The sequence below is a fragment of the Catenibacterium sp. RTP21428st1_D7_RTP21428_210409 genome (assembly GCF_040227455.1).
Lineage (GTDB): Bacteria > Bacillota_I > Bacilli_A > Erysipelotrichales > Coprobacillaceae > Catenibacterium > Catenibacterium mitsuoka_A.
This window is the reverse complement of sequence record NZ_JBEHVX010000040.1, coordinates 1-18845: the sequence shown is the minus strand read 5'-3', so window position 1 is coordinate 18845 and position 18845 is coordinate 1. Positions and strand designations below refer to the sequence as shown.

Here is an 18845-nt window from a genome sequence, read left to right as displayed (position 1 = left end):
TAGATAACAACTAACCTTATCTACTGAAAACTTAATTTACAGGAAATAAGAATTTACACAAGATTCTTGACACTATCGGTAAATCTCTCTTCTACTACATGTATATTATTAGTTAATAATTGTTTTTTGGTTATAGATATAAATAATAGTGAACTCATATATATTGTGTGTAAATACTCAAAACCCCTTCGTCAGAAGGGATTATAAGAACTTATCTAATTCAGTTTTTACCTGTTCATTGATTTTATTAGTAGGATGATCAATTCTATGACCTCTCATGATAACAGATTCAATATGTCTTAATGCCAGTAAATCATCTAATGGATTATCCTTTGTGGCAATCATATCAGCTGACTTACCTACTTCAATAGAACCTGTCTCATCATCAATATCAGCCATTCTAGCCGCCTGTAATGTCGCACAATAAATTGCATATGCATTACTTACACCAACATACTTATGGAAGTAATATAGTTCTCTCCAGAAGTCATATTGTGTAATCCAAGGACATCCTACATCATTCCCTAATACAATAGGAATATCATTTTCTAATGCCTGTTTCGCACATTCTATAATTCCATCAAATACGACTTTACCATTGAATTGTTCTACTTCTGATGCGTCAGTAATAGAACGATCAAATAAAGCATATGGTAAGACTGGTGATAATGTAGTACATAGGAATGCATGATTTTCTTTAAATAACTTTATCATATGATCATCGAGTTTTGCCCCATGCTCAATCGAATCTACACCATTTTCCAAAGCCACTCTGACACCATCAGATGATTCTACATGAGCAGCAACTTTAAAGCCTAATTCATGTGCTTTATCACAAACCGCTTTAACCATTTCAGGAGCCATCTTTAATTCTCCAGGAACACCCTTTTCCTTTGCATCTAGAACACCACCTGTAATCATTAATTTAATTAAATCGACATTTTGTTCCTTTGCTTTACTTACCTGTAAAAGTGCATCATCAATTGTTTCAGCTGCAATTGCTACACTCCCTGCCATATGACCATGAGGGACTGAAATGCCTTCATTACCTGCTAAAATACGTGGACCTCTCTTCTTCCCACAATTAATTTCATCACGTACACGTGTATCAAAATCTCTAATACCACCTACTATTCTAATCGTAGTGACACCACTGAGTAACTCCATTTCTGCAAACCCACTCACCATATTATGAGCAATAGCACGAGTAAGTGGATTACTCATTAAGAAGTTTACTAACTTTGCATTATCTCTCTGTTTCTTTTGTGGTTTCCCATTACCAGCTAAGTGTACATGCATATTAATAAGACCTGGCATAATATAGTTCCCTTTTAAATTAACTACATTATAACCTGTTAAATCAGCTTCTTCTTGTAAAACAATATTCTTAATTTTTCCCTGTTCTACAAGAATAGCGTAACCTTTCTTAACCTGCATCTCCTTGGTACCATCTATTATTTTTCCATTAATATAAGCATCCTTCATTATGCTCACCCCTCTCTTATATCTATGATATCATATTCACTTCACATTATAATTTGTACATCTCACTTCTTTTGTAAGAAAAAAGAAGAGATAGCATTACACTATCCCTTCAAAGATTTAGTCTTTTTTCCTCTTCACAGATACAAAACCTGCTAGAGATAAAGCCATAGCAGATACTAATCCGAATAATGAAGTTGGATCACCTGTCTTAACAGTATCATCCTTCTTATCTTCTGGCTTAGTTTCAGGTTTCACTTCTGGTTTTGTTTCTGGCTTAATTTCAGGCTTTTCAGATGGTTTTTCTGGAACAGTTGGTTTTTCTGGTTCAATTACAACCTTTTCTTCTAAAGCATTTACTGCTTTAGTTAACTTAGCCACAACTTCATCCACTTCTACCTGAGTTGCATTTTCTTTGTCAAGACCCTTAGCTTCTGCAACAACATTCATTAATGCAGTCCAAGATTCTTCAGTATACTTAATTTCATCTAATTTCTTAATTTCAGCAAGTTTTGCATCTAAAGCAGTTGTATCACCCTTAAGAACATCTAAGCCCTTAATAGCGTCTTCTAGCTTCTTAGTTGCTTCATTGACTTTTTCCTGAGAAGCATCTTTGTTTTCAAATACAGCTTTTGCATCATTTAATGCCTTAGTAAATGCATCACGTGCTTTCTTCACAGCCTTATTTAATATTTCTTCAGAGATAGCTTCAGCTTTAGTCACTGCTTTTTCAAGATCAGCCTTATTTACTTTAGAAACTACCTTTAAGTTCTTCATAGCTGTACGTAATGCATTGATTACTTCCTCATTATTTAAATCTTCTCTTGCATAAGCTTTCTGTGCTTCTACTAATGCGTCTAAGAATGTATCAACAGAATCACTTGTCTTATCAGTTAAATCCTGATTATAAGCTTCTGTTAATAAATCTTTAAGTTCAGTTGTTTCTTCAACCTGATCATAAGTAAACTGTACTTCTGCAATCTTATACCAGCTTTCACTTGCTTCTTTCATCACAAATTTTACATACTTCACTGACTGTTTATCAAATCTAAATGACTGTTCAAGAGTATCTGCAGTCATTCTTAAATTACCTACAGTTGTCCAGTTTTTTTTATCTGTAGAAACCATGATATCCGCATTCTTAATAATATCTGAGCCTGGTCTTTCAGGTGCAGAAATCTTAATACCACTCATATTTACTGTCTTAGGTAATGTAAATGTAATATGTTTACCTACCTTCTGAGCATCATTGAACCAAGCGAATGTCTCTCTATTACCATCAAACATCTTTTCATAGCTATATTTATCACTTGGAGATACACCTAACTGCCAATATCCATCAGATGCTTCAATACCAGGAACAGTACCATCACGTTTCATTAAACCATTTCTAGCAGCAACTAATTCATCATATGCAGTCTTTACTGATTTATCAGTCACTTCTTCACCATAAAGAACCTTCTTACCATTCTTTACAGCTTCTAAATATTCAGGATATCCAGATGCATATCCATTATCAGCCATTGGGTTTTCTACTTCTACCCATAATGCATAATAAGCACGTTTAACTGCTTTCTTCTTAGCGTTATTTAACGTAGTCAAGATAGCATCTACATCCTGCTGTAATGCATCCTTATCATCATAAAGTTTCTGTGCTTCATCTAATGCAGTTTTATATTCACCTAGTGTTGCACCAATGTATACATTTTCATTTAAACAATTATCTAAAGCAGCCTTTAAGTCAGTTTTATCTGTGTAGATTTCATAAGTGAAAGTGAAAGTATCACCCTTCTTACTATATGTACCAGTTGCACTATCTTTATCAGACACTAAACGATAACCATAAATCTTTTCAGCAGTGAAGTTATATTCATCACCGATATTACCATAACGAGTTACAGGACTCTTTAATTCCTTACCATCTTTATCTACATATTTAATAGTTACTTTACCTAAAGAATCAGCTGGTAAGATTGATCCAGAATCTGGTAAAGTAGAACCCTTATCAAATGCTGCAACATGTCCAAGCTTTGCATAATTAGCCTTAAACTGGTTATGAGAAATAATACTATTAGACTTTGTATTCCATGCTTTAGTAGCAAGTGCACGCATTTCATTTGCGATATCTTCAGTAATAGTATCTTCATCACATACATCAGCCTTATCACACCAGATTGCAAGTGATGCACCCTTAATAGCTGGGTTATCATCAGCAATAGTATTCGCCTGGAATTTACCTGGAGTCCATTCGTCAAAGATTAACTTATCAGAATTCAAATTATCAAATGAATGCTGTTTACGTCCATCATTTGGCATTGATGGTCTTAATACATAATAGAAGAAACTAGCATTTACGTTATAAATAGTATCATGACCCTTATCTAAGAATGTCTGAAGTTTTGCGATACTATAGTTCCAAGACATCTGACTCCAGAAATCAATACCAATATACTTATGCATTTTGATCATCTGTTTATTCTGTCCCCAGGAATTTTCTCCATAGTAGATACCATCATTCCAAATACGTGGAGTAAATCCTTTTTCATGTACATGTTCTGCTAAGTCATTGATATATTTCGCAATAACATCTTTCCAAGTTGCATTAGGATCAATGTTTTCTCTTGCATAGTTATCTAGTACTTCTTTGTACTGAGTAGTGAAAGGTGCACGGTCAAATTCCATATATTCATCCCCACCGATGTGGAAATCTGTACATCCTTTAAATAATTCCATATATTCATCATATAAGCTATAAATATACTTAATCGCTTCAGGATTAGTAACATCTAAACCTGATTTATAATTATTACCATATTTATCTTTCTGTCCATATTCTGGATGTGCTCTTAAAATCTGGTCAACATGGCCTGGAGAGTCAAATGATGGAATAACTTTCACACCATATTTCTTTGCTTCAGCAAGAATTTCTCTTACATCAGCTTTAGTTAAATGCTGTTCAGATACGATTGATGGATCTGTTTCACATTCAATACGGAAACCTAGGTTTTCTGAGAAATGCATCTGGATTGCATTCATCTTGAAGTAAGACATTTCTCTGATCTGTCTGATGAACCATTCTTTAGAAATATACTTACGAGCCATATCTACATGAATACGACGTTCAGCAACATTAGGATAGTCTACGATTTCACCATAAGCTAAAGTGTTATTATTCGCAATTGAAAGCTGTTCAATAGTACGTAAACCATATAATACAGCTGTTTCACTTGCACCAGTTAAATGGATACCAGTGTCATCAATTGTAATCTTATAAGCTTCTTTACTTGTAGTCTTATCAGTAATTTCTGATACAGGCTTAATATCAATAGTGATATCAGTTGGTGTTCCGTCCTGATTATAAAGCATAGCCTGAGCATCACTAGAAACAATCTGTTTTGCCATGAATTCAGAATTCACTAATTTAACAATTTCAGCAAGTCTTTCATTCTTTAAGTTAGCTTCATTAGCTACAATAACGAACTTTGAATCCTTAGTCATAACCCATGTCTTATCAGACGCATCTTTAGTATATGACTGTAGGATAGGTGTTGTTGCAGCAACGAGCTGTTCATTAGTCATTGTTCTTTCAGTAATAGCTGATGTACCATTGTACGCTTGAGCCACAATAGCACCACTTGAAAGAGTCATAGAAGAAACGAGCATAACGCTCATTAACACACGTTTCATATTATTCTTGTTCATTGTATCATTCCCTATCAAGTAAGAGGCAGGCAAACCTGCCTCTTACGTATTAATTAAATTTTTTTCTTTTTAAAGAGATATAAACGATAGCTGAAACAGCCATTAATGCAACCATACCTAAAATCATAGTAGAATCACCTGTCTTAACAGTGTCATCCTTCTTATCTTCTGGTTTAGTTGCTGGCTTTTCAGTTGGTTTTTCTGGAACAGTTGGTTTTTCTGGTTCAATTACAACCTTTTCTTCTAATGCGTCTACTGCTTTATTTAACTTAGCTGCAGCTTCATCAATTTCTTTCTGAGTTGCATTTTCTAAGTCAATAGCCTTTACTTCTTCTACTACAGCCATTAATGATGCCCAAGATTCAGCAGTATATTTGCTTTCGTCTTTCTTACTAGCAGCTTCAAGAGCTGAATTAAAAGCTTCTGGATTACCTCTAATAACCTTTAATCCATCTAATGCTTCATTTAATGTCTTAACTGCTGCATCGATTTCTTCCTGAGTAGGTTCATCCTTCGCAAGAACAGCCTTGGCATCAGCTAATGCTTTGTTGAATACTTCAACGTTCTTTTTAATTGCTTTATTTACTTCTTCTTCAGTTAAAGCATTAGCCTTAGCAATTGCTTCATCAAGAGCATCTGTATTCACAACAGGTGCATCAACTAAACCTTCAATAGCCTTATTTAAGCGATTGATGACTTCTTCATTTTTGATATCTTCAGCCACTAATGCCTTCTGAGCTTCAATAAGAGCTTCTAAGAATTCATCTCTAGATGCAACTGTCTTGCCTTCTAAATCTTCTTCCTTAGCTTTTTCAATCAAGTCTTTTAATGTAGTATCTTCACCAATGGATTCTAATACGAACTCAACTTCAGAAATCTGATACCAAGCACCATATCCTGAATTGATGTAGATTCTTACATACTTTATTTCCTGAGCATCAAAGTCAAATCTCTTTTCTAATGGATCTGTACCCTTTAATGTACCTACTGTTGTCCAGTTTACCTTATCAGCAGAAATCTGAACCTCAGCATCACGTAAAATATCACCCTGGTCTGCCTGTACAACATTCACACCTGATAATTTTACTTTACCTGGGAATGTGAATAACACTTCATCCCCAGCTGTCTGGTTAGCACCAAACCAACACTTAGAATTACGGTTACCATCAATCATATTGTTGTATGAGTACCAGCCATAGTATCCCTTAGTTGCAGAAATAGTAGGCTTATCTGCAGCTTTTTTAATTAATGCTTTCTTCGCATTCATGATGTTATTATAAGCAGCTTCAGCTGTTTCAACATCTAAGTTTTCATCTTTAAGAGTGTTTTTTCCGTTATTAACGGCATTCATATAAGCCTGATATCCAGATGCATAAGCAGCATCACTTACTGGATAATAAGCTTCTACGTATAACTTATAGAATTTAGCCTTTACAGCTTTTTCTTTTGCAGTACGAAGTGCAGCTAATGTTTCATCAACTTTCTTCTGTCCTGCTGTAGGATCTTCTTTAACGTCTTTCGAAGCGTCTAAAGCATCTTTATATTCCTTTACTGTTTCAGGAATATAATCCTTGATCACTAATGCATTATTCACTTCTTTGATTAATGCTTCCTTGTCAGTAAATGTCTTATAAGTTAAAGTGATTGTTTTGTTTTCTTTATATGTACCAGTTAATGATTCACTTGCTTTTTCAAACTTATAACCATAAAGTTCCTTAGGTTCAATAGTGTATTCATTGTCCTTTAAGCCATATAAAGTTTCTGTAGGTTCAATTGTCTGTCCAAATTCATTCTTATATTCAATTGTAAGTGCAACAGACTGCCCTTCATAAAGAACCTGACCCGGTTCTGGTAGGACACTCTTATAACCAGGAACGCGTCCAATCTTATCAAATGCCTTCTTTACATCAGCATATTCAGGCATTGAATCTGATGTGTTCCACATCTTATACGCAGTTGCACGTGTTCTATAAAAGATGTTATTGGCCACTGAGTCCTGTGTCATATAACCTGGAACGTCACACCAAACTGCATAAGAACCACCCTTTACAAAGTTTGCGTAAGGTTTGCTATAAGTCTGTGGAATACCACCCTGTAATGTAGAGAACTTACCTGGATTCCATTCTCTATAAATTCTATCTCCTTCAGGACATGCATTTTGTAACCACCAAGAAGATAATACATAATACATGTAAGTGTCAGAGAAGTTGATAACTTTGTTACCATTCTGTACAAACTTTTCGATACTTGCACAGTTCTGTGGAGCAGCCCAATAACAGATTTCGATATCTGGATCTAACTTATATCCAGTATAATTTCCATACATCACACCATCGTTCCAAGTTCTAGGAGTCATACCCTTTGACTTAGCGATTGCAGATACTTCATTGAAGTATTCCATGATCTGTACATACTGTTCATTAGAGAAGTTAGAGAATTTTTCTAAGAATTCATCTCCACCAATGTTAAATCTCTTACATCCAGCTTCTGAGAAGAAATCAATAAATTCTGTCATTAAATCGATTAAGAAGCCGCGTGCTTCGTCATTTGTAAAGATATTAAAGCACTGTGCTCTTCTACCATCAGATGGGAATAAGCTTGCACAGCTATAGTCAGATGGTAAATATCTTAGAACTGCACCAAGGTGACCTGGAGAGTCTAAAGATGGGATAACTTCGATATGATATTCATTTGCAACCCGAATAATTTCTAACATATCCTGTTTAGTGAGATACTGGTTGTTTACATACTGGAAGCCATCAATTGCTTCAAGAGTATCACTCTGTAATCTAAAACCTTCGTTTTCAGAGAAATGAAGCTGAATTGAATTGTATTTCTGCCAAGATAAATCTTTAATTAATGAAATGATCCAATCCTTTGTGAAAAATTTTCTTGCACAGTCCAAATGGAATGAGCGGTCTTCAACATCAGAATAGTCAATAATATTTCCCTTAGTTAAAACATTGTCACCTTCAATTAACATCTGAATCACAGATGTTAAACCATAATAGATTCCTGTTTCATCTTCTGCAGAAATAGTAATATTATTCTTAATATCTACTGCATAAGCATCATTTTTACCAGTTAAATCTGGATTAGTTCCCATTTTTACAATGATGTCATTATCTGCAGCATTTTCTAATGTACCAAAAACAATCTGTGGTGCTTCTGCTAAAACACCTCTGTCTGCTAACTGCGAACTTGCACGTTTCAAATCACGTAATAGCACTTCATTATTAAGTGTCTTTTCATTTGAAACCACAAGTAAACGGCTTTTCTTTGGCAATGTAAATGTGTCTGAATCCTTTGTGTAGCTCTGTACATTTGGATAAATCACATTAGGTGCCGCAAAAGCTGGTGCAGCCGCAGAAGCAACTCCCGATAGCGCAATAATTGCAGCTAAGCCTACTTCAACAATTTTTTTCCCTTTCATTATTTCACCTCTTTCTTTGTTGATAAGACTAAAGATTTCACCTCCACTCTTAAATTTGATAGATTGAAACAAAAAAAGACCGCATTCACGATACCCTAAAAAGGGCGTGTGAATGACGGTCTTGCCTACTTAAAGTAACAATCCTTCGACATCAGTATACATGAGTTTTAAATGATACGTCAACAATATACGCTTACAAATTGTAATAAAATTACATTCGTATTTTTTTCATTATATAATTTATGTAAAGTGAATTTATATTGATATATAGTGGATTTTTTGAATGTCTATTATTTAAACACATCACTTAATATTTCTATACATTATTATTATATGCGTCTATTATAAGCCTAAATACGTTATTCAACCTATCCCAAGATACTTCTTCAAATTATCTTTTATCTCTTCTTCTACATCGCTATGATGTTCACCTAACTTAATAGATGGTTTTGTCTTACCATGGAAATCACTGCCACATGTATAAAGAATATTTAGTTCTTTTGCCTTATTATAGAAGTACCGATTCACTTCTTCTGAATGATAACTAGAGAAACATTCAACACCCTGTAGTCCTAATGTGACCATTTCATCCAATAATTCAAACTGTCCTTTAAGATTATTCCCCGGATGGGCTAAGACTGCAACTCCACCATGTTCATTAATCAGTTTAATTGTGTCTTCTAATGTAGGAAACTTAACCTCCGTATAACAAGGTTTACCCTGTGCATAATAATCCCAATAGAAATTCACAAAAGGATTATCACTTCTAGATCCATTTTCACGATAAGATTTTAATAATTCATGATCAATATAACGTGGATCATTTAATAAGGCTTCACCAAACATTTCCCCCGTATAAACACCATTAGAAGATAAGCCATCTAACTGCGCTTTATCTAATTCAAAACCAAGATTATTAGTCAATTCTAGTTTCTTTAAGCTGCATGTCTGTTCCTGTTTCTCAATACTTTCACCAAGCCTATTAAATTCTTCTGAATCATCAATGCCATATCCTACAACATGAAGATTCACACCCTTATAGGTACAATCTAATTCAATTGCTGGTATATAAGTCATATCTAATTCCTTGCATCTTAAAGATGCTTCATTATTCGCTTTAATCCAGTTATGATCCGCAATAGCCATAATCTGGATACCTGATTCGTGACACATATCTACTAACTGTGTTGGTGTATATTCACCATCATCACTATAGAAACTATGCATATGTAAATCAATCATATATTTCCTCCTCGCATACACATTCATCATATCATGAACAACAAATCAACTTCAGATAATTCATATTCTGAAAATATATTTTACGTGACAAATATTAATCATTGTGATAATTTATTTAAAAAAGGAGTTGGTTTTATGATGTTATCTCATGTACTGATACATTTACTGATTCAGTTATAAGAAGAATGACAAGAGTATATTTAAAATATAACGCTATTAATTTATCTCAAGGTTTCCCTGATTTTGATCCACCCAAAGAAATATGTGATCGTTTAGCTGAAGTATCTCATGAAGATTATCATCAATATGCGATTACCTGGGGTGCACAGAACTTTAGAGAAGCACTCGCAAATAAACAGGAAAACTATATGGGTTTACCTATCGATCCTAACAAGAATATTGTTGTGACATGTGGTTCTACAGAAGCCATGATGACTGTCTGTGATCCAGGAGATAAGGTTGTTGTATTTTCACCTTTTTATGAAAACTATGGGGCTAATGCCATTTTATCTGATTCCAAACCTATTTATGTTCCATTACATCCCCCACTATTCAACTTTGATAAGAAAGAATTAGAAGATGCCTTTAAACAGCATCCTAAAGCACTCATTCTTTGTAACCCTTCTAACCCATGTGGTAAGGTCTTTACTAGAGAAGAATTAGAATATATTGCCTCACTTGCAGTGAAGTATGATACATATATCATTACGGATGAAGTCTATGAACATATTATCTATGCACCAAATAAACATGTGTATTTTGCTTCTCTTCCAGGTATGTTTGAAAGAACAATCTCATGCAGTTCATTAAGTAAGACTTATTCTATTACTGGATGGCATTTAGGCTATATTATTGCACCTGAGCATATTATTGATGTCGCAAAGAAAGTACATGACTTCTTAACAGTTGGTGCAAGTGCACCACTCCAGGAAGCAGCCGTTGTAGGACTTGAATTTGGAGAAGACTACTATAAAGAACTACAGGCATTATATACACATAAGAAAGATTTATTCTGTAATGGTTTAAGAGAACTTGGTATTAAATATACCGAGCCACAAGGTGCTTATTATGTCCTTGTAGATATATCTGAATTTGGTTATGACGACGATGTGAAGTTCTGTGAAGATCTTGCTCGTATTGTAGGTGTAGGGGCTGTTCCTGGCTCTAGCTTCTTTAAAGAAAATGTAAATCACCTCATTCGTTTTCATTTTGCAAAGAAGGATGAAAGACTTCTTGCCGCATTAGATAAATTAAAAGATATGAAAAAAAAGATGCCTCATTATTAAGGCATCTGTGGTGCACTTTCACTGATCATCTTGGCTACTTCCTGTGCCGAAACAAGTTTTCCTGTCTTTTCCCAATTAATAAATGTATTGAGTAAAGCACCTGCATAGTAATACGCACGATAAATCATATCTTTATGATCAGAATAGAGTTCTACCATGAAATGGTTGACTGCATTCACTAATACAGAATAAAGACCTTGTCTTTCCATGATAATAAAGAATGTCGCATACTGATCAAAGAATTCTATTGAAAACAAGATATGTGAATATTCCATAAAACGTTCTCCTTTAGGACGTTTTTTATGTTCTGTCAAATATTGAATAATGATTTCACGTAGATAGTCTTCTATCGCGTTCACCTTAGAATCATAATAATGATAATAAGTCATACGTGAAATACCAGCCTTTTTCGCTATCTGACTTACTGTAATCTTATCGAGAGTTTCTCTCTTCATAAGTTCTACAATCGCTTCTCCGATACACATTCTTGTAAATCTATTTCTTTGTGTTTTCTTATTTGCGTCCATAAACTGCACCTCTGAACAAATATTTACATAAACTTCCTCTTTGTAAATTGTATCATTTCACAATTTAAACTACAATAGTATTAATAGGGAGGTTTTTCGCATGAAAAGAAAAATTGTAGCTGACTCATCTTGTGATATGTGGGAATTAAATGGCGTTGATTTTGCGGTAGCACCGATTACTATTTCTACTGATAATAAACACTATGTAGACAATCAGGACCTAGATGTTCATTTAATGTCTGAAGATCTTGCAAGCTATAAAGGCACATCACATACTGCATGTCCAAGTGTAGGGTCTTGGTTAGATTGTTATGAAGGATTTGATGAAGTATTCGTTGTTACTTTAACTGGTTCTATGTCTGGCACTTATAACTCTGCCATGACAGCCAAAGGTATTTATGAAGAAGAAAATGAAAATGTAAAGGTCCATGTATTTGATAGTTTATCTACAGGTCCTGAAATGAGATTACTTATTGAAAAGTTAAAAGAAATGATTGAAGAAGATCTACCATTTGAGGAAATTGTAGAAAAAGGACAAGACTATCTTAATCACACCAGATTGTTCTTCGCATTAAAATCATTACATAACTTTGCGATGAATGGACGTGTAAGTAAAGCAGTTGCTTCTGCAATTGGTGTATTAAATATTTCTATTTTCGCAACTGCCAGTGAAGAAGGTACTATCCAGCAGATCAGTAAATGTCGTGGTGAAAAGAAAGTAGTGAAATCAATGATTGAACATCTTGAAAATGCAGGATACCATGGTGGTAAGATACGTATCTCACATGCAGATAATTTAAAACTTGCACATAGTGTCAGAGATAAGATTTTAGAACTTTATCCACATGCAGATATTATTGTATATCCAATGGGTGGTCTATGTACTTATTATGCTGAAATAGGTGGACTACTTGTAGGGTGTGAATGTTAAACCAGTTGAGAAACTGGTTTTTTTCATCTCTAAAATGTATAATACAGGAGATAGGAAGGTGAATACTTTGAAGAATAAATTAGTAAAACTATTCTTTTCTACTCTCTACTTAAGTGCTTTTACTTTTGGAGGTGGATATGTCATCGTCTCTTTAATGAGAAAGAAGTTTGTGGATGATTATCATTGGATTGATGAAGATGAAATGTTAGATTTAGTAGCTATTGCGCAAAGTGCACCAGGACCTATTGCGGTCAATGGTGCCATTGTAGTTGGATATAAGATGGCAGGACTTCTTGGTATATTTATTTCTGTACTCGCTACTATTATTCCTCCTTTTGTAATCATATCTGGCATTTCTGTCTTTTATGAAATATTTAAGACTAATCTGATTGTTTCTCTTATGTTAGAAGGGATGCAGGCAGGAGTAGGCGCAGTTATTGCATCTGTATGCTTCGAAATGGGTAGCGGACTGTTAAAAGAGAAAAATAAGCTTTATCCTATTATTATGATTGGGGCTTTTGTCGCAAACTATATATTTAATATTAATGTCATGATAGTAATTATTGTTTGTATCATGATTGGATTACTTTGTTCTATGAAAGGGGTACAGTCATGATTTATCTACAATTATTCTTAAGTTTCTTGCAGGTCGGTGCATTTAGTTTTGGTGGTGGTTATGCAGCTATGCCGCTTATTAAGCAGCAGGTGATTACAGCCCATCATTGGTTATCTGTTTCTGAATTCACTGATCTTATATCTATTTCACAGATGACTCCCGGTCCTATCGCAATCAATTCAGCAACTTTTGTAGGAATCAAGATTGCTGGTATTCCTGGCGCAATATGTGCCACTATTGGCTGTGTATTACCTTCATGTATTATTGTAGGTATTATCAGTTATTTCTATCTCAAATATCGACATATGGATCAATTACAGAACGTCTTAAAGATGTTAAGACCAGCCGTTGTTGCTTTAATTGCGACTGCAGGTGTCTCTATTCTTACTACTGCATTCTTTGGCGAAAGTTTCAATATATTTAAGATCCATCTTGTAGTGATATTTGGTATATGTGTTATATTACTTACTAAGTATAAATGGGATCCTATTCTTGTTATGCTCCTTGCTGGAGTTATGAATACAATTTATTACTTTATTTAAAAAACGACCGCGAGGTCGTTTTCTTATTTCATCAATTCCTGTGTATGTACAAGTTGCGCATAAGCACCATTTTTTTCTAATAATTCATGATGCGTTCCTAGTTCAATGATTCTTCCTTCATCAATAACCGCAATTCGATCTGCATTCTTGACTGTAGATAAACGATGCGCAATCACAATAGTAGTACGTCCCTGTGATAACTTATCAAATGTTTCCTGAATCTTAGCTTCAGTGACACTATCTAATGCACTTGTGGCTTCATCTAGAATAAGTACTGGTGGATTCTTTAAGAATATTCTTGCGATAGAAATACGCTGTTTCTGTCCTCCAGATAATAATACACCACGTTCTCCTACATTAGTTTCAAATCCATCAGGCATTTCCATGATATCATCATAGATTTCTGCGAGTTTTGCAGCTTCAATGATATCTTCCATTGTCGCATCTAATTTACCATAACGGATATTTTCCGCAATACTATCCGCAAATAAGAAGACATCCTGAGAAACAACACCAATGTTGTTGTGTAATGATGTTTGAGTCACATCTCTGACATCATGACCATCTACTAAGATAGCCCCTTTAGTAACATCATAGAATCTAGGAATCAACTGAGATAAAGTAGTTTTACCTCCTCCTGAAGATCCTACTAACGCAACTGTTTCACCTGGATGAATATGTAAATCAATATCTGTTAAGATATTTCTATCTTCTTCATACGCAAAGCTGACATGATCAATATCAATCTGTCCAGATACATTTGTAAGTTCTTTTGCATCAGGACGATCTTCTAATTGAGGTTTTGTGTTAAGTAGTTCTACAAAACGATGGAGACCTGCAGTCCCATTCGCAAATAATTCCGCAAAGTTAGATAACTTACGTACTGGATTCACAAATGTAGAAACATATAAGCTAAAGGTAATAAGATCAATTGTATCCATCTTACCCTGCATAATAAGGGCTCCACCTACCGCAATAACGATCAGTGATAATGTACACATAAAGAATTCCATAATCGCATTAAATCGTCCCATAGCTTTATGGAATTGTTTCTTAGATGTTTTATATGTATCATTGGATGTATTGAACTTCTGTTGTTCAATTGTTTCATTCGCAAAAGCCTTGGCTGTTTTCATACCAGTGAGTCCTGATTCGATATCAGTATTGATGACTGCAACCTTCTGCTTAACACGAATTGAAGCTTCACTCATAGAGTGACGTGATTTCCATACAACAAGTATGAAAACAGGTATCATAATCGCAATAACCAAAGCTAAACGCCATTCAATTGTGAACATGATAATAATAGAACCAATAATAGTCACAGTAGAGATGAATAAGTCTTCTGGTCCATGATGTGCAAGTTCTGTGATATCAAATAAATCAGTCGTTAAACGGCTCATTAACTGTCCAATACGATTATTATCAAAATAACCATAACTTAATGACTGCATATGTTCAAATAAGTCTTTACGCATATCTGCTTCTACAAGAATACCAAATGTATGCCCATAATAACAAATTATATAAGTAAAGAATGAACGCACTAAATAAGCCAATAAGAAGATGATCATAACCATCCAGAATGTCTTATAAATACTATTTGGTAGTAATGTATACATACACCATCTAGAGACAAATGGAAAAGCAAGATCAATTAAAGAAATCATTAACGCACATGCAAGGTCTAGAAAAAATAGACGACGATGTGGTTTAAAGTAAGATATAAATGTTTGAAAATCCGTTTTTTGTTTCATAGTGATCCTCCCTCGGATTATTATGCCATATTTCAAACTTAAAGTAACTCATAATGTTTCAAAGCTTTATAGATTCCTTCATTATCCACTGTATCAGTGATATAAGTTGCTTTTTCTTTTAAGACATCTACACCATTTCCCATCGCTATGCGTTGTCCTACTTCTCTAAACATCGCCTGATCATTATAACCATCACCAAATGCATAGGCATCCTTTTTAGTAAGTGAGAAATAATCAATAACATACTTGATTGCATGTCCTTTATCAAAAACAAGAATCGATGTATCACATGAACCCATGCCACCATGATCATTAATAATTCGATCATCTTTAAACGCTTCTATCATCGCATCTCTCTTTTCTAACGTGTCATAGAAGAGGTCACATGTGTAATAAGTACCTTCTTCGTCTTTAATATGTTCTTCACCATATTCTTTCTTTATATGTGTGAGTTCGTCTCCTTCTAGATGATAAGGACTAGAGAATGTATCAGAGACAAAAAGTCCTCCACATTCTAAATTATCTAACTTATGCTTAAGGATATCTACTTCATCTTGTGTAAATGGAACGCCATAAAGTTTTTCACTCTTATAACTGATATAGCGCCCATTACATGAAATAATACCTGAAACAAGTTTTCCAAAAAGATTCTCTGCATAATAAGGTGCACGTCCTGTACAAACAAATGTATCATACCCCTTCTCTTTTAATGCTTCTAACGCTTTCTGATTAGATTCTGGAATATGTCCATGAATAGCCAATGTACCATCGATATCAAAAAATAATACTTTTCTCATCATATAGTCCCCCCTTGTATCTATTCTATCAAAAAAATCAGAAGAGATTAATGTCCCTTCTGATTTATGTATGCATAATATTTTAATTGTGTCTTCACTTTTTGACTGATACATACAAATCCAAGTGAACACAAAATCACAAGTATATCTCTCATCATATGTATACCTCCTAGTTAGTACATACTAACTATATACAATTTATAAGGAAATATGCAAATGATTTATCTTGTATAGATTGTGCAGTCTGAGATATGTGTGTCTTCTTCCTGTAGATGGTAGATAATCTGACTCACTACATAATAACCATTATTCACAAAGATTTCGATAACACCTTCATCGTAATAGATTTCTAAATCACACTGACCATTTAATACAGGTGTTTTATGAATATTGTATAGTTCATCATTATTCACAGATACAGCTGTACGATCTACGACTAACTGATCATCAACATAAGAAATCTTAACACCGCCTAAAGTGATTGTTTCATAGTCTTCTAGTGTTGTTTTCATTAAGAAAGGTTCATCAAAATCAATAGTATCTGTTGTATGCACAAACGTATTCTTAATTAATGGATGTACATCCTGATAAACATGCCCGTCTTTACAAGAAAGATGACGTGGCATTGTGAATAAACCAATCCATTCTTCACCTTCTAAGACTTCCTTCATTCTCATCCATCCTAAAATAGTACGTTTATTGTTTTCATCTAAGAATGTCTGAGGAGCATAGAAATCAAAGCCATAGTCAATAAACATAAGGTCTCCCGCCTTAGACATTGTACATGTTTCTTCATCAAAGTTGACTGGCATAATAGCCGCATTACTATTAGGACGTGGATATCCATCTAAGTTTTCAGGTGAGAAGACTAAGAAGTACTGTCCATCTAATTCAAATAGATCTGGACATTCCCACATGTTTCCAATTGAAGAATCGACGAATCTATTCTTATAAGTAAATGTCATTCCGTCTTCACTTTCGTAGAATAATACTTCTCCATCAAAATCATCCCCATTTGGAACCTTACTTCCTAGGATCATATAAACATGTCCATTCTTACCTAACCAGACTTTAGGATCTCTTGTATGCTGATCATGTCCTAAAGAAGAATCAGTAATTACATCAACAACCTTGTATTTAGATTCTTTGTTGTTGAAGTGGTAACCATCTTCACTGATTAATAATGCCTGTGATGCAATGAGATCATCTTTAATAAGTGGCTTATGGATATATTCAGGATTTTCAATACCATACTTAATGGCAGTGTAATATAAATACATCTTACCATTGTAGTTAAGTGCTGAACCTGAGAAGATTCCGTTTCTGTCATAATCCTTAGAAGGATATAAAGCGATTGGAAGATGCTTGAATGTCTGGAAATCCTTAGTGACTGCATGTCCCCAATGCATTGTACCCCATGATGTATCATATGGGAAATGCTGGTAGAAGATATGATATTCTCCATTAAAATAAGTTAGCCCATTAGGATCATTGATCCAGTTTCTAGGTGCTGTAAAGTGTATTTTTGGTCTCATTCTATTATTCCTCCATCACTATCTTATTATAATGAAATCGGTCACATATTCAACAAAAAAAAGAAGTACTTGTTGTACTTCTTAATACTCATACTTCTTTAATTCGCAGTTTTTTATACCAAAGGCAGAAAAATCATCATTAGTCATATCATGGAAATAAGATTCAATAATACGCGAAATACCATTATGGGCAACTAAAAGATAAACATGCTGATCATCCTTCTTCACATCATCTAATAAACTATAGATACGATGAGCAAGATGCAACATTGTTTCTCCTCCTTCAAAAGAGTTCACAAAACATGTCTTTGCCTGCTTGAATTCTTCTCCATCTCTAGGTGTAGATTCATATTTCCCAAAGTTCTGTTCCTTAAGTCTTAATTCTTCTCTTGCTGGTATACCTGTTACTTCAGATATATGTAAGGCAGTATCCTTTGCACGACTAAGTGGTGAATAGAGAATTTGATCTATATGGATATGATGTTTCTTAATATAATATCCAAGTTCTATAGCCTGCTTATGTCCTAATTCTGTTAAGGCAATGTCCGTTGCCCCACAGATCTTATTTTCTACATTCCAGATTGTCTGACCATGGCGTGTAAAATAGAAATGCCCCATTATTTTAAAGCCTCATCAAAGACACGTTTGAAGTTTGCCTTGATTGAATCAAAATCATCCTGGATTGTACATTCAAAGCACTTCTCTTTTCCAATAAATAAAGAAGGAACTGCATAATAATCATAATTTTCAGCTAAAGCGACATTTTCACTTTCTTCAATTTTTTCTATATCCAATGACTGATATGCTTTGTTTTCTGTCATAAGTTCATCCATCGCTTTTTTTGCCTTCTGACAAAATGGACATTCTTCTAAATAAAACATTGTGATCTTTTTCATATATATCCCTCACTTTCTTATCGGTAGTGTCAAAAATCTATATCACATAGCATAAATACACTACCCTCAATTTTATCTATATAAACAGTAAAATGATTA

General features: G+C 34.2%; 14 protein-coding genes. 4 read left to right on the top strand and 10 right to left on the bottom strand.

The annotated features are described in order from the left end of the window. Positions 1-201: 201 nt before the first annotated feature. From ABUA27_RS07195 to ABUA27_RS07180, 4 genes are all read right to left on the bottom strand, one after another. The gene (locus tag ABUA27_RS07195; protein WP_349820480.1) at positions 202-1485 is read right to left on the bottom strand and encodes an amidohydrolase family protein; all 1284 of its coding nucleotides are present in this window, start codon (positions 1483-1485) and stop codon (positions 202-204) included. Between the two features lie 117 nt (positions 1486-1602). After that, positions 1603-5184 (bottom strand): family 20 glycosylhydrolase, encoded by a 3582-nt coding sequence (locus ABUA27_RS07190; RefSeq protein ID WP_349820479.1) that lies wholly within the window; start codon positions 5182-5184, stop codon positions 1603-1605. Between the two features lie 49 nt (positions 5185-5233). Next, positions 5234-8617, bottom strand: coding sequence for a family 20 glycosylhydrolase (locus ABUA27_RS07185; RefSeq protein ID WP_349820478.1), 3384 nt, complete (start codon positions 8615-8617; stop codon positions 5234-5236). A 363-nt stretch (positions 8618-8980) separates the two neighbouring features. Continuing rightward, positions 8981-9859, bottom strand: a complete 879-nt coding sequence (locus tag ABUA27_RS07180; RefSeq protein ID WP_349820477.1) for a PHP domain-containing protein — start codon at positions 9857-9859, stop codon at positions 8981-8983. A 185-nt stretch (positions 9860-10044) separates the two neighbouring features. On the opposite strand from ABUA27_RS07180, the gene ABUA27_RS07175 reads away from it, so the two are divergent. Beyond that, positions 10045-11145 (top strand): pyridoxal phosphate-dependent aminotransferase, encoded by a 1101-nt coding sequence (locus ABUA27_RS07175; protein ID WP_349820476.1) that lies wholly within the window; start codon positions 10045-10047, stop codon positions 11143-11145. Here ABUA27_RS07175 and ABUA27_RS07170 read toward each other — a convergent pair. Then, positions 11142-11672 (bottom strand): TetR/AcrR family transcriptional regulator, encoded by a 531-nt coding sequence (locus tag ABUA27_RS07170; protein WP_129981373.1) that lies wholly within the window; start codon positions 11670-11672, stop codon positions 11142-11144. The two genes, ABUA27_RS07175 and ABUA27_RS07170, sit on opposite strands and share 4 nt — an antisense overlap. 100 nt (positions 11673-11772) lie before the next feature. Here ABUA27_RS07170 and ABUA27_RS07165 point away from each other — a divergent pair, with 100 nt between their 5' ends. From ABUA27_RS07165 to ABUA27_RS07155, 3 genes are read left to right on the top strand one after another with little or no spacing between them, the layout of a single operon-like run. Further along, the gene (locus tag ABUA27_RS07165) at positions 11773-12603 is read left to right on the top strand and encodes a DegV family protein (RefSeq protein WP_129981374.1); all 831 of its coding nucleotides are present in this window, start codon (positions 11773-11775) and stop codon (positions 12601-12603) included. A gap of 34 nt (positions 12604-12637) precedes the next feature. Further along, on the top strand, positions 12638-13219 hold the full coding sequence (locus ABUA27_RS07160) for a chromate transporter (protein ID WP_317374788.1): 582 nt from the start codon (positions 12638-12640) through the stop codon (positions 13217-13219). Further along, positions 13216-13761 carry a chromate transporter gene (locus ABUA27_RS07155; protein ID WP_129981376.1) on the top strand — a complete coding sequence of 182 codons (546 nt, stop codon included), beginning with the start codon at positions 13216-13218 and terminating at the stop codon, positions 13759-13761. Before ABUA27_RS07160 ends, ABUA27_RS07155 begins: the two co-directional genes overlap by 4 nt. Before the next feature lie 23 nt (positions 13762-13784). Here ABUA27_RS07155 and ABUA27_RS07150 read toward each other — a convergent pair whose 3' ends face one another. From ABUA27_RS07150 to ABUA27_RS07130, 5 genes are all read right to left on the bottom strand, one after another. Beyond that, positions 13785-15518 (bottom strand): ABC transporter ATP-binding protein, encoded by a 1734-nt coding sequence (locus ABUA27_RS07150; protein WP_129981377.1) that lies wholly within the window; start codon positions 15516-15518, stop codon positions 13785-13787. A 38-nt stretch (positions 15519-15556) separates the two neighbouring features. Further along, positions 15557-16318 carry an HAD-IIB family hydrolase gene (locus tag ABUA27_RS07145; RefSeq protein ID WP_349820475.1) on the bottom strand — a complete coding sequence of 254 codons (762 nt, stop codon included), beginning with the start codon at positions 16316-16318 and terminating at the stop codon, positions 15557-15559. Between the two features lie 218 nt (positions 16319-16536). Beyond that, on the bottom strand, positions 16537-17850 hold the full coding sequence (locus ABUA27_RS07140) for a glycoside hydrolase family 32 protein (RefSeq protein WP_129981379.1): 1314 nt from the start codon (positions 17848-17850) through the stop codon (positions 16537-16539). 81 nt (positions 17851-17931) lie between these two features. Beyond that, complete coding sequence (locus ABUA27_RS07135) at positions 17932-18468, bottom strand: histidine phosphatase family protein (protein WP_129981380.1); 537 nt, start codon at positions 18466-18468, stop codon at positions 17932-17934. Beyond that, entirely contained in the window at positions 18468-18746 is a 279-nt protein-coding gene (locus ABUA27_RS07130) for a glutaredoxin family protein (protein ID WP_006504252.1), read from the bottom strand. Before ABUA27_RS07130 ends, ABUA27_RS07135 begins: the two co-directional genes overlap by 1 nt. Between the last annotated feature and the right edge of the window lie 99 nt (positions 18747-18845).